10 protein-coding genes and 3 pseudogenes are annotated in these 13,199 nt (G+C 45.3%); 3 read left to right on the plus strand and 10 right to left on the minus strand.

What is annotated here, in order from left to right; translation table 11 throughout:
- Window positions 1-21: 21 nt before the first annotated feature.
- The 5 genes and pseudogenes from M1D67_RS17155 to M1D67_RS17175 form a co-directional block, all read right to left on the minus strand.
- Window positions 22-1,011 (minus strand): annotated as a pseudogene (locus M1D67_RS17155) (cache domain-containing protein); the annotation flags it as partial.
- 133 nt (window positions 1,012-1,144) lie between these two features.
- Window positions 1,145-2,095, minus strand: a complete 951-nt coding sequence (locus M1D67_RS17160) for a methyl-accepting chemotaxis protein (protein ID WP_404841185.1) — start codon at window positions 2,093-2,095, stop codon at window positions 1,145-1,147.
- Between the two features lie 42 nt (window positions 2,096-2,137).
- Window positions 2,138-3,130 (minus strand): annotated as a pseudogene (locus M1D67_RS17165) (cache domain-containing protein); the annotation flags it as partial.
- Window positions 3,131-3,273: 143 nt separating this feature from the next.
- On the minus strand, window positions 3,274-4,221 hold the full coding sequence (locus tag M1D67_RS17170; protein ID WP_411801270.1) for a methyl-accepting chemotaxis protein: 948 nt from the start codon (window positions 4,219-4,221) through the stop codon (window positions 3,274-3,276).
- 42 nt (window positions 4,222-4,263) lie between these two features.
- Window positions 4,264-5,256 (minus strand): annotated as a pseudogene (locus M1D67_RS17175) (cache domain-containing protein); the annotation flags it as partial.
- A 131-nt stretch (window positions 5,257-5,387) separates the two neighbouring features.
- Between M1D67_RS17175 and M1D67_RS17180 the strand changes: the two are divergent.
- Window positions 5,388-6,125, plus strand: a complete 738-nt coding sequence (locus M1D67_RS17180) for a protein-glutamine gamma-glutamyltransferase (protein WP_020452748.1) — start codon at window positions 5,388-5,390, stop codon at window positions 6,123-6,125.
- On the opposite strand, the gene M1D67_RS17185 is transcribed toward M1D67_RS17180, so the two are convergent.
- Genes M1D67_RS17185 through M1D67_RS17195 form a run of 3 tightly spaced genes read right to left on the minus strand, consistent with a single transcriptional unit; the run spans window position 6,105 to window position 9,297 of the window.
- A complete protein-coding gene (locus M1D67_RS17185) occupies window positions 6,105-7,160 on the minus strand; it encodes a nitronate monooxygenase (RefSeq protein ID WP_101561528.1) in 1,056 nt (351 codons plus the stop codon). The two genes, M1D67_RS17180 and M1D67_RS17185, sit on opposite strands and share 21 nt — an antisense overlap.
- A gap of 14 nt (window positions 7,161-7,174) precedes the next feature.
- The gene (locus M1D67_RS17190; RefSeq protein ID WP_096748284.1) at window positions 7,175-7,576 is read right to left on the minus strand and encodes a secondary thiamine-phosphate synthase enzyme YjbQ; all 402 of its coding nucleotides are present in this window, start codon (window positions 7,574-7,576) and stop codon (window positions 7,175-7,177) included.
- 38 nt (window positions 7,577-7,614) lie between these two features.
- Window positions 7,615-9,297 (minus strand): glycoside hydrolase family 13 protein, encoded by a 1,683-nt coding sequence (locus tag M1D67_RS17195; protein ID WP_105979951.1) that lies wholly within the window; start codon window positions 9,295-9,297, stop codon window positions 7,615-7,617.
- Window positions 9,298-9,583: 286 nt separating this feature from the next.
- Here M1D67_RS17195 and M1D67_RS17200 point away from each other — a divergent pair, with 286 nt between their 5' ends.
- Window positions 9,584-10,174 (plus strand): TetR/AcrR family transcriptional regulator, encoded by a 591-nt coding sequence (locus tag M1D67_RS17200; RefSeq protein ID WP_016886099.1) that lies wholly within the window; start codon window positions 9,584-9,586, stop codon window positions 10,172-10,174.
- Window positions 10,171-10,845: a YqeB family protein gene (locus tag M1D67_RS17205; RefSeq protein ID WP_023856124.1), complete on the plus strand. Its 675-nt coding sequence runs from the start codon at window positions 10,171-10,173 to the stop codon at window positions 10,843-10,845. The genes M1D67_RS17200 and M1D67_RS17205 overlap by 4 nt, the downstream gene beginning before the upstream one ends.
- 82 nt (window positions 10,846-10,927) lie before the next feature.
- Here M1D67_RS17205 and M1D67_RS17210 read toward each other — a convergent pair whose 3' ends face one another.
- On the minus strand, window positions 10,928-11,713 hold the full coding sequence (locus tag M1D67_RS17210) for a GH12 family glycosyl hydrolase domain-containing protein (protein WP_020452753.1): 786 nt from the start codon (window positions 11,711-11,713) through the stop codon (window positions 10,928-10,930).
- 182 nt (window positions 11,714-11,895) lie between these two features.
- Window positions 11,896-13,185: a hemolysin family protein gene (locus tag M1D67_RS17215; RefSeq protein WP_020452754.1), complete on the minus strand. Its 1,290-nt coding sequence runs from the start codon at window positions 13,183-13,185 to the stop codon at window positions 11,896-11,898.
- Window positions 13,186-13,199: the final 14 nt, after the last annotated feature.

Genomic DNA, 13,199 nt, shown 5'->3' on the forward strand with positions numbered 1-13,199 from the left:
CTGTCCGATTTCATCTTTTGAACGGACAGTGATTTTTTGCGTCAAGTCGCCTCCGCTGATGCTTTTCGCAGAGGAAACGAGTTCGCGGAGCGGACCTGTGATCGATCTGATGATGAAAATCATCAGAAGCACACCGATGATGATGCTGACGCCCAACGTAATCAAAGCTGCATTCAACACAGGCTGTGACGCTTCTTTTAGTTCAGTGATATACATGGTTCCGCCGATTTTCCAGCCGGTCAGTTTATTGGTCGCGAATGCCATCTGCTTTTCGCCGTCAGACGTATATTTGATTGTTCCTTTGTCATTGGCGTATACTTTTTCAACCCAGCTGCCTTCGATGTCTGAGCCCGCATCATGTTTCGGGTGGGCGACAAACTTTTTATCGGCACTGGTGATAAAGGCAAAGCCTTTTTTCCCGATGGTCACACGTTCTGTCGCTTTAATGAGCTCTTCGATTTTCATATTGACGGCGACCACGCCGGATCCGTCTTCATGCATCTTGGCGATGGTGATAACCATCGTTCCGGTTGACGCCGTTTTGTAAGGGTCTGTAATAATGACTTCGCCCTTGTGTTCGGCGGCTTTTTTATACCAGTCCCGCTCTACCGGATTATATCCGCTCGGCATTTCCTGATCCGGGTAGCGGATGAACTTTCCGTCCTTTGATCCGGTAAAGATCCCTTCCACATCGGGATGGAGCTTGGCGAACTGTTCGAATTTCACTTTTAAAGCGTCACTTTCTTTTCCTTTAAAAGAGTTTTCTTTAATGAACCCGCTGAAATAGGACATGGCATTTGTTTTCTGGCTGATATTCTGATTGATGATTTCGTTCAGCTGATTAACGTTTTCGCGCGCATTGTCCATGATTTCTCCGTCAAGCGTACTGCTTGCCGTTTGATACGCGCTATAGGAGAGGACGATGATTGGAACAGTTAAAATAAGCAAGAATGAAAGAATTAATTTCTTTGCAATGGAGGGACGTTTCACCCAATTTATAATATTTTCCATAGAATTGTTGACTCCTCTTTTCTGTTATATTTCTAATATCGGATTCTTTTAAAAGTTTTTATACGCGTTTTATAACTTTTTATAGTCTAAAATAACTAAAAAAACATCCGGAGGAAAACCGGATGTTTTAAAGCTATTCAATCTTAAATTTCCGTGTCAAATCACGCAGTTCTTCAGCCAGCTCCGCCAATGTGGTGGAAGATGCGCTGATCTCTTCCATAGAAGCGAGCTGTTCCTCGGCTGAAGCGGCGATGTCCTGAATGCTTGCCGAACTTTCTTTCGATACATCAGCGATTTCTTCGACCGCGCCCGCGACTTGGCGGGAACCTTGCGTCAATTGTTCGACAGCGGCATTCATCGTCTGCAGCTTGCCTGCGATATCATTGGTCATATCGTAAATCGTTTTGAAGCTTGTCTCTGTTTCATCTGTGATTCGAAGTCCTGACTGTACTTCATGATTGACCGATTTGAACATGTTCAGGGAGTTGTCGATTTCCTTGACGATTTCCTGAATTAAATGTTCAATTTCCTTCGCCGAACCGGCGGATTGTGCGGCGAGCTTCCTGACTTCTTCAGCCACTACCGAGAAGCCGCGGCCCGATTCCCCGGCCCTTGCCGCTTCGATCGCTGCATTGAGCGCGAGCAGATTCGTTTGATCGGCGATTCCGTTAATCACACGCAAAATGCTTGTGATGTCTTTTGATTTGGCTTCGAGCCCTTTGACGACCGCTTCCGCTTGCTTGACAGACCGATCGATCGAGTTCATTTGGCCGACCGTCTTTTGAACAAGCTCTTCCCCTTTGCCTGCAATCTCAGTCGATTTCAGCGACGCATCAGTAATCGCGGCTGAAGTTTTTGACATGTCATATAACCCGTCGTTCATTTCATTCAGCTGATGCGAGCTTGCTTCGACTTTTTCTTTCTGGCTTTCATTACCGTCAGAAAACTGTTCAATGGCCATTGTAATATGCTCAGTCGCTTTGCTTGTCTGCTCTGCGCTGGCATGAAGCTCTTCAGATGAAGAAGCTACATTGTCAACTGATGATTGAATGACGCTGATTAAAGAGCGCAGCGATTCGGCCATTTCATTAAAGCTTGTACCGAGCTGACCGAATTCGTCTTTTGAACGGACTGCGATTTTTTGTGTCAAGTCGCCGCCGCTGATGCTCTTTGCGGATGACACGAGCTCGCTTAACGGCTTGCTGATTCCGCGGATAATGAAGTAGATGAGAATCCCGCCGAGCACGATCGCGGCTGCCAAAATGATGATCGCCATGTGGAAGACAGGCTGAGCAGCCTCTGATATCTCATCCGTGAACATCGTTCCGCCGATTTTCCAGCCGGTCAGCTTGTTCGTCGTAAAGGCCATTCTCTTTTCTTTTCCTTCAAATGTATATTGAAAATCACCTTTTTCACTGCCGTACATTTTTGTAACCCAGTCGCCTTTGCCTTCGGTTCCGGCTTCGATCTTCGGATGAGCGACATATTTTTTATCATTGCTTGAGATAAACGCAAAGCCGCTTTTTCCGATGTTGACGCGTTCTGTCGCTTTGATAAGTTCATCGATTTTCATGTTAACGGCAACAACCCCTGAGCCGTCCTCCGTCTGCTTTGCAATCGTAACGACCATCGTTCCGGTCGACGCTGTTTTATAAGGGTTTGTGATAATCGCTTTTCCTTTATTTTCAACGGCTTGCTTATACCAGTCCCTATCCGCCGGGTTATAATCTTTCGCCATTTTTTCAGCGGGATAGCGGATGAACTTGCCGTCTTTTGAACCTGTGTAGATTGCTTCCACATCCTGGTTCAGCTTGGCGTACTGCTCGAATCTTTCTACAAGTGATGCGTTCCCTTTTTCTTGATAAAGCTTTTCATTCACCCAGCCGCTGAAAAAGGAAACAGCCTGCTCTTTCTTTCCGATATTCTGGTCTATGATCTCATTCAGCTGTTCGACATTATCGCGCGCGCTTCTCATGATTTCCGTTTCAAGAGAGCTTCCCGCCGTTTGGTACGCACTATAGGATAAGGCCAAAATCGGCAAAGTTAAAACCAATATAAAGCTGAAAAACAGCTTTTTTGAGATAGACGGCCGTTTAAGCCAGTCCAATACCTTTTTCATTTGATATAACTCCTTTAGCTTCTAGATTATGAAACTAATATCGGAGCTTTCATTTACTTTTGCATATTAAAAAACTTTAAAAAGTATTTCTGAAGATTCTTAAAAAAGAGCTTAAAAAGAGGCTGACCAGCAGCCTCTTTTCATCAAATTGTAAACTTTTTCGTTAAGTCGCGCAGTTCTTCAGCCATTTGTTCGAGCGTCGCAGCGGATGAGCTGATTTCTTCCATTGAAGCCAGCTGTTCTTCCGCTGAAGCAGCGATGTCTTGAATACCGGCAGAGCTTTCACGCGATACGTCGGCGATCTCTTCGACCGCGTCGGATATTTCGTGAGAACCTGTTGACAAATGCTCTACGGCGGCGTTCATCGTCTGCAGCTTGCCTGCGATTTCGTTCGTCATGTCGTAAATATGTTTAAAACTCGTTTCCGTTTCTTCCGTAATTTCGAGCCCTGACTGTACTTCTTGGTTGACCGATTTGAACATGTTGAGCGAATGTTCGATTTCCTTGACGATATCCTGAATCAGCTCTTCGATTTCTTTTGCCGATTCTGCTGATTGGGCCGCAAGCTTTCTGACTTCTTCAGCGACAACCGAGAATCCTCTGCCTGATTCGCCGGCCCGCGCTGCCTCGATGGCGGCGTTCAGCGCCAGTAAATTCGTTTGATCAGCGATTCCGTTTATGACGCGCAGGATCGCGGTGATATCTTTCGATTTCGCTTCTAGCCCTTTGACAACCTGTTCGGCCTGTCTGACGGACTTGTTGATCGAATTCATCTGCCCGACGGTTTGTTGGACGAGCTCTCCGCCTGTTTCGGCAATTTCAGTCGATTTACCCGAGGATTCTGTAATCGATTCCGATACGCCTGCGATTTCATTCAGCTTGTCATTCATTTGGCTGAGCCGCTGTGAGCTCGCTTCGACTTTTTCATTTTGACTTTCAGCGCCGCTTGAGAACCGCTCGATGGCTAATGTAATGTGCTCCGTCGCTTTACTTGTCTGGTCGGCGCTTGCCGTCAGCTGCTCTGATGAAGATGCCACATTGTCGACCGATTCCTGAATTGTGCTGATCAGCGAACGCAATGAGTCAGCCATTTCGTTGAAGCTTTCGCCCAGCTGTCCGAATTCGTCTCTGGAGCGGACATCGATTTTTTGTGTCAGATCTCCTTCACTGATGCTTTTTGCAGAAGAGACGAGTTGATTTAAAGGCTTGCTGATCGCGCGGACAATAAAGTAAACAAGAATGCCGCCCAGAATAATCGCGCCTGCCAATGTCATGACTGCCATGTGAAGCACAGGCTGTGCAGCGTCTTTAATCTCTGCTGTATTCATCTCTCCGCCGATCTTCCAGCCGGTTAGTTTATTTGTCGTGAAGACCGTTTTCTTTTCTTTGCCTTTTTCATTAAATGTGAACAAGCCGCTCTCTTTGCTGAACATCTGCTCTGTCAGATCGGCTTCTGCTTCTGTGCCGGCTTTCATTTTCGGATGGGCGACATACGTTTTCCCTTCGCCGATGATGAATGCATAGCCGGTTTTTCCGATGCTGATGCTGTTTGCCGATTTGATCAGCTTGTCAATGTTTAAGTCAAGGGCGACTACGCCTGATCCGTCTTTGTTCTGCTTGGCGATCGTGACGACCATATGGCCTGTTGATGCAGACTCATAAGGTTCAGTTACAATCGTTTTCCCTTTTTCCTGGACAGCCTGTTTGTACCAGTCGCGTTCTACCGGGTCATACCCGTCAGGCAATGGAGCATTCGGATATTGTGCGTAAACGCTATCCTCCGAACCGGTGAATACGAGTTCGACGTCGGGATTTTGTTTTGCAAATTGCTCAAACCGCTGTTTAATGGCGGTCTGCCCTTTCTCTTTGTACGCTTTTTGATCAATCCATTCGCTGAAATACGCAATAGAAGTCTCCTTGCTGCCGATATCTTGCTGAATGATGTCGTTCAGTTCATCGATATTGTCTTTCGCACTTCTCAAAATCTCATCCTCAAGCGTGCTGCTGGCCGTAAAATATGAAGTAGCCGAAAGAACCAAGATCGGAATTGTTAAAATGAATATAAATGAAAAAATTAATTTTTTAGAAATAGAAGGCCGTTTCATCCAATTTAAAAGCTTTTTCATGTGTGATTCCCCTTTCTCTACTTTTATCGGAGACGGGGTCTATTTTTTAAGTAAAAAAAGCGGAAAATTAGACCGTTTTCCTGCCCAAGCATCAGGCATACGCTAATAAAAAAGGGAAAAGGGTGTATCCTATGATAAGTGTTTCGGGCTACTGGCTCCGTCCTGAGGATATCGAAAAACTGAATGTCAGTCAGACGCAAAGAGACATTGCCAACCGGATGCTGGCCATGCCGTCCAGATATAGATACGGTTCAATCTCAGAACTGTTATTTGAGCTGAGATTCAGAGTGCATACCGTCGAATCAGCCAGAGAGCTGATCAACAGCGGAGCAAAGTTTGCCACCTTTTCAAAGACATACGGGAATGAAGAGTTTTGGAGGGTGACGCCTGAGGGGGCTTTGGAGTTGAAGTACAGAGCGCCGGCTTCAAAGGCGATTCGAAATATTTTTGAAAGCGGCTCTCTTTATGCTTTTGAGTGCGCAACTGCGATTGTCATCATTTTTTATATGGCGCTCCTCAAAACGATCGGCGATCAGACATTTGACCGGAATTATCAAAGAATCATTTTATACGATTGGCATTATGAGCGGCTGCCGATCTATACGGATAAGGGGAACGACTACCTTCCGGGAGACTGCCTGTATTTCAAGAACCCTGAATTCGATCCCGAAAGACCGCAGTGGCGCGGAGAAAACGCTATTTTACTTGAAAATAATCTCTATGCGGCACACGGTCTGGGGATCTTAAGTGGCGAAACGATCATTGAAAAACTGAACGGGCTGAGAAAGCCTCATGCACAGACGTCCGCCTATCTGCTTTCTCAAGTGACACGGGTTGATATTCCTGCATTAATACAAATGATCAGATAGCACATCGGCAGGCGCAAGCTGATCCATCAGCTCCTTCACCGTCGTTAGCCGGACGGAGGCCCGCACGCCCTGTCCGGACCACAATGACATGCCGTCCGAATTCCCTTCAAGCTTCGCCTGTTTTCTCATCGGCTGCGTCAGCGTATTTTGCAGAGGATAAGGCAGCGCTTCAGCTTCGTCCGGGCGCCTGTCTTCCATCCATTGATTGACGATGCCTCTTGCCGGCTTCCCTGAGAACAAACGGGTCAGCCTTGTGTCTGTTTCAACCGCTTCGAGCAATTTTTGTTTGTATGCAGGGTGTGTTCCGCTTTCTTCGCACGTCAAAAAAGCGGTGCCGATTTGAACGCCCTGTGCGCCGAGGGCAAAAGCTGCCGCAACACCTCTTTTGTCAAAAATGCCGCCCGCTGCAATAATCGGAACCGACACATGATCTGCCGCTTGGGGAATTAAAGCCATCGAGCCGACAGCGGGTTCTCCCTTCGTTTTCAAAAAGGCACCCCTGTGGCCGCCAGCTTCACTTCCTTGAACAACGATGACATCCATCCCCAATTCTTCGAGCATCAAGGCTTCTTCAACCGAAACGGCGGTGCCCATTAAACAGCAGTTTCGGTCTTTCAGTTCTTTGACGGCATCGGTCGGCGGCGGGCCAAACGTAAATGAAACGGCGCTGACCCCTTCCCTTAAAATGATTTCGATTTTCTCGTAAAAATCGTCCCAATCGTGTTTCTCTTCTGGCACAGGTGAAGCCGAACGTGCATAAGGTATCTTCTCTTTCCACCCTTCATATTCTTCCCGTCTGACGTTTTCCCGTTTTTCCGGAATGAAGAGGTTGACTTGAAATCCGGCTGATGTCAGCTTTTTAGTCTCCAGAATCTGTTGTTGAAGAACTTCCGGCGTCAAATAGCCGGATGCAAGGCTGCCTAAGCCGCCGCAATCTGATACGGCGGCGGCGAGCCTTGGTGTTGTCGGTCCACCCGCCATCGGCGCCTGGATCACAGGCTTTGATAAAGAGAGACGTTCCATGAACTGATTCATTTTATTTTCTCCTTTCAATCGGCTGTGATTTTAAAATAGCATGTCCGGTGCCTCGGGCCGTCGAACTCGCAAAAATATATGCCCTGCCAAGTCCCGAGGACAAGCCTGCCCCCTTCAATGATCATATGTTGCGATGTCCCGACCGTGCTCGCTTTCAAATGCGCCGCAGTATTCCCTTCCATATGGCGGTCAAGCTCATGTTCCCACGGATACACTTCATCGAACCGTCTCAGCATATCGCGTTTGACATCGGGGTCGGCATTTTCATTAATCGTAATGCCTGCCGTTGTATGCGGACAGTAGACAATAACAGTGCCGCTGGAAACGCCATTTTCTGAAATGAATCTTTGGACGTCATTTGTAATATCAAGCATTTCATCGCGCCGGTTTGTTTGAATCTGTATTTTTTTCAACATACGAATCCGCTCCTTTCCTGGCACCCTTTCTCTATTCGTTATAAATCGCCGATTTCCTGTCTGATCATGTAAACGCGCGCCTCATAAGGCTTCATCACAAAAGATGTAAGGTGCTTGTGCGCGTTGATATCAGCATTTGACAGCAGCAGTCCGTCCGTACATAACGGGTATGCGGGATGATGGTAAAACGCCTGGCGCGCGCTAAGGTTGACGATCACGATGGCCGTTTCTTCCCGAAGCTTTCGCAAGTATGCGAAAATCTGCCGGTCCTCAGGCAAGAGCAGTTCATATGATCCGTCGATGAAGACGTCATACCGCTTTCTGATCGCGATCAACCGTTTATAAAAATGATAGACTGACCGGGGGTCATGCTGCTGATGAACCGTATTGATCAGCTTGTAATTTTCGTTCATGCAGAGCCACGGTTCTCCTTTAGTAAAGCCGGCATTTGGCCGATCCGTCCATTGCATCGGCGTGCGGGCGTGATCCCTGCTCTTTTTCCAAACCGCCTTCATGATGTCTTCGTGTGAGCGGCCCTTTTCTTTTTGAATCCGGTAATCATTTTTAATCGATACGTCATCATAATCATCTATATCGAAGAAAATCGCGTTTGTCATTCCGATTTCCTGCCCTTGATAAATAAACGGGGTGCCTTTCATCAAAAAATACATCGCAGCTAAGGCCTTGGCGCTGTCTACTCTGTATTTCCCGTCATCTCCCCAGACTGAAACGGCCCGGGGTTGATCATGATTTTCGATAAAAAGCGCGTTCCACCCTTTCCCCTCAAGAGCCGATTGCCAGTTTGACAATATCCGCTTGAGTTCGGGGAGATCGAGTTCTCCGCCTTCAATCCCCCAAAGACCGAGGTGTTCAAATTGGAAAATCATGCTGAATATCCCGTTTGATTCTCCAACCCAGTCCTCCGCTTCTTCAGCGCTGACACCGTTTGCTTCGCCGACTGTCATGATATGGGGATACCCGGCGAACGTATTTTCTTTTAGTTCCTGCAATAACGCTATAATCCCGTCGACATTCATATGATAAGCAAATGAAGGCACAAAAGAGAGCCCTTCCGGATTCGGCAGATCCGGAAGTCCTTCTTTTTTCTTAATGTGTGAAATCGCGTCAACCCTGAACCCGTCGATTCCTTTTTGAAGCCACCAGTTGATCATGTCATAAAGAGCGCTTCGCATGTCACTGTTTTCCCAATTCAGATCCGGTTGCTTTTCGTGAAACAGGTGCAGATAATATTGCTCTGTTTTTTCGTCATAAGTCCAGGCTGAGCCGCCGAATATGCTTTCCCAGTTGTTCGGTTCGCTCCCGTCCTTTCCGTCTTGCCAAATATACCAGTCCCGCTTCCCGGAATTCCGCTCTGCCCTTGATTCGATAAACCATGGATGTTCATCGCTCGTATGATTGATGACGAGATCGATGATCAGTTTCATTCCGAGCTGATGCGCTTCAGTCAGCAGAGCGTCAAAGTCGTCCATCGTGCCAAATTCCGGCATAATGCTTTGATAATCCCTGATGTCATAACCGTTATCGGCATTGGGAGAATCAAAGACCGGACAAATCCAAATGGCATCTGCCCCGAGCTCCCTGATATACGGAAGCTTCTCTCTGATCCCGTTGATATCTCCGATGCCATCCCCGTTCGAATCCATAAAACTGCGCGGATACACTTGATATATGACAGCCTCTTTCCACCATGCCCTTGTCATTCAAACACCCCTTGTTGTATGAATAAAATATTTTTAGACTCCGAACATAAACATCCTATAAACTTTGATATACCAACGATTATACGTTTCTCAATACTAAATATGCTTTGCGGCTTATAAATCCTTTGAAGGCAGCAAGGGTGATGGCAAGAGTAGGTGAAAGAAGCTTTAATCCTTTTGAAACGGAGCATCTGTTAATACAGAATATGTAAAGCATAAATTACAGTTGCTTTTTTACCTATCGGTAAGTAAAATAAATATACAGATTATGCTAAGGATGATTTCAATGAAAAAGAAAATGAACACCCAAGATGCGATTGTTGAAGCAGCATTTACTCTTATTGCCCAACACGGCCTAAAAGGCACGAGCCTTTCAATGATTGCATCGGAAGTCGGCATTTCTAAACCGGCTATTTACTATTATTTCCCTTCTAAAGAAGAGCTGGTGGATTATCTATTTCACATTGTATTTGATGATCACAATTTCTCTGAATTTTTTTCAATCAATGAGTACACGAAGGAGAACTTTAAAAAACGATTAATAACAGACGGCATACGCTATTTTGAAGAGTATAAACATAACTCTCCTGCTTTAAAAGTGGTACACGAGTTTGTTTTAAGTGCAGCACAAAAACCAAGGTATGAGAAAAAGCTTAAATCTATCATGGAACAATTCTTAGAAGGTTTTGAAGCTTTGCTTTCTTACGGTGTCGAACTCGGTGTCATCTCTTCTAAAAACACCAAAGTGAATGCACACTCCCTTGCCCTGATCATTGATAATTTGGGTAACTTTATGATTTTAGGAATCGAGATGGATTATAAAAAAATATGGGAAACAGCAGTCAGTCATGTGATGAAAGGCAGTGAAAGATTTTGAATCAGGAAACGATTATTGGATTATCTAAAATAGAGAAAACCTTATATTGGATCATTCCACCGGTTTTAGGAGCTGTTCTTGGATGGTTTTTGCCTGTTATAGCCGATTGGGTATTGACCATTCCAATCGTTCCTTTTAAAGGGCCTTTGGAATTTATCACATCACTAAACAATTTCTGGGTTTCAATTATCGCTGCAGTTATCGGAATCGTTGCCGGCCTATTTTTTTCACAATATATTTTCACTGAAATTCTTCAGGTGTTCATCTCTGATCAAAATGTGAAGCTGTTGTTTAAAGAGAAAGAAGAAGTGATTGAGAAAAAAGACATTTCTGCAGTTTATCTTGAGAATAAGGATCTTGTTGTTCTTGATCATAAGGGTACTGAATTGTACCGTGAACAACTTGAATCAAAGAGAGCCCTTGCAGAAAGTGCTTTTAAACATCACGGCTATAAATGGGCAGACGAAGATCCTTTTAAGAATGAGTATCAACGCTGGGTTGCGGATCACCCCGATTTTCCCTCGCATATCAATACGCTACTTTTAGCCAGAGAACGAGCTTTACTGGATAATAAACATGAAGAAGCAAAAATTCTGCGCAAAGACCTGGCAAAGCTTGGAGTGGTTATACAGGATGAAGATAAACGGCAATACGTAAGGATGGTATCGTAATATTTCAGTTGCGAACGCCTAAAAAAGAACATTTGGAATAAATTAAACACCGCTCTTTTTGTGAAAGAGCGGTGTAAATCCATCAGCGGACTGTTACGTCCCAATTGGAAATATTAATTTGTCCTGTGCCTCCGAAAACTTCCGTCCCGAATTCCACACTGCTGACATACTTTGTTTTGGAAAGCCAATGTTTGGAGTCGGCAAGATAATTCGTGAAATCCCGAACATTCAGGTTCGCACGTTGGGTGTTTGCCGTTCTGACAAATGAAAACACGTTCCATCCTTTGCCGCTTCCAGCATCAATATAGCCTTTATATACTTTCCAATTGTGCCCGCCGATCGAAACAGTTTCGACATAAGAACCGGCAGGTCCGGCATTTGTGTTATTGAGCCAGATCATAATCTCATCGGTTGGAGCCGAACCCCAGCTTGCCTTGTTTGTATTGTGGAGCCAAATGTCATATGCGGCATTGTACGTGCCGTTCGCACTGATCGAATAGCTGACTTTCGTGTTGATGTTTTTTTGATCTGACAATCGGGTCGGGAAGCCGCTGCCCGCAGTATAGCCTTCAGTCCAATGCCAGCCGCTGACGATCGACGGATAAGCTTTTACTGTGCTTGTATTGCTCGGCCAATTCCATACCCAGCCCATGTCTGAATCATTGTTATGATAAATGGTCTGCCACCAGCCGCTGACCTGGTCGGCTCCCCAAACATTGTTGAATATGTAGTATTTTTTGTTTTTAAAATACAATTTATCCGACGGGTTTGATGACGAAGCAGCAAGCGCTGAGAGCGGCCCCGTCAGCAGCATGATACATACAGCTCCCCATAGCAGGATAGCTTTTAGCAAATGGTTGTTTCTCACGTATTGAAAACCTCCTCATATTTATACACCCTATTATAAAAAAGAACGAAACGGAGTACATTCGTAAAAAGTCATGAATTTCCATAGATATATCCTCTTATCTTTGAAAAGATATCCATTTTATTGAAATAAAGAACGGCCATCGAACTAAAAAACAGCCGCGGTCGCCCGCAGCTGTCTTTTTAAAATTCCGTTTTTTTCACTTCAATGAAACGGATATGATGATCTTCAGCATCAAGAATTTTAAATTCGCATCCCTCAGTTTTGAGGATGTCACCGTTTTTCAGCTCCATCTTTTGCGTCAGAAGCCAGCCGGCAATCGTATCGACTTCTTCGTTTTCAATCGCGATATGAAGGAGGTCATTCACTTCGTCGATTAAAGCCTTTCCGTCCATAATATAATGGTGTTCGCCTTTTTTTATAATGTGCGGCATTTCGTCCTGATCAAACTCATCCCGGATTTCCCCGACGATTTCCTCCAATATGTCTTCAACCGTAACCAGTCCTGCCGTTCCGCCGTACTCATCAACAAGAATGGCCATATGAATCCGTTCCTTCTGCATGCGAATCAAGAGCTCCTGGATCGGTATGTTCTCAATCACCCTGATGACAGGCCTCATTAAGTCCGTTAAAGGAATCGTCTCGTCGAGAAAATACGATTTAAACAAATCCTTGCTGTTGACAATTCCGATAATATGATCTTTATCATCCTTAATGACCGGATATCTCGTATAGCGTTCATTAATGACGGTTTCAATCGCTTCTTTTATGGATTGATCGGCCAACAAGGTAGCCATCTCCGTTCTCGGCACCATGATTTCCCGGGCCAGTCTGTTGTCAAATTCAAAAATTTTGTTGACGTATTTATACTCAGACTGGTTGATTTCTCCTTTTTTATAGCTTTCAGACAGCATAAGCCGCAGCTCTTCCTCACTGATTGCCACTTCATGCTCTTTAACCGAATGGAACCCGAACAGCTTCGTTAACAGCCGAGCCGAGCCATTCAGCAGTTTGATAAACGGGAACATGATTTTATAAAATAAAATGAGCGGCTTCGCCGTCCATAAGCTGACGGCTTCCGCTTTTTGAATCGCAATCGTTTTTGGCGCAAGCTCGCCGACCACAACGTGCAAAAATGTAATGATGACAAAGGCGGTAACAATCGAAGCCACTCTTAAAACGGATTCAGGCAGGCCAAATAGTTCAAAAAGCGGATGGATGATCCTTTCGAATGTCGATTCTCCGAGCCAGCCGAGCCCTAATGCGGTGATGGTAATGCCGAGCTGGCAGGCAGACAAATATTCATCAAGATTTGTCACCACTCTTTTGGCCGCAATCGCCCGCTTATCCCCGCTTTCAACAAGCTGATCGATTTTTGTGCCGCGGATTTTGACGATCGCAAATTCGGCGACAACGAAAAAAGCCGTAGCTGCAATTAAAAGTATGACGAGTATGAGATTCAGGATATTCAAAAAAAGCCCTTACC

The sequence above is a fragment of the Bacillus sp. PK6-025 genome, from assembly GCF_056530265.1.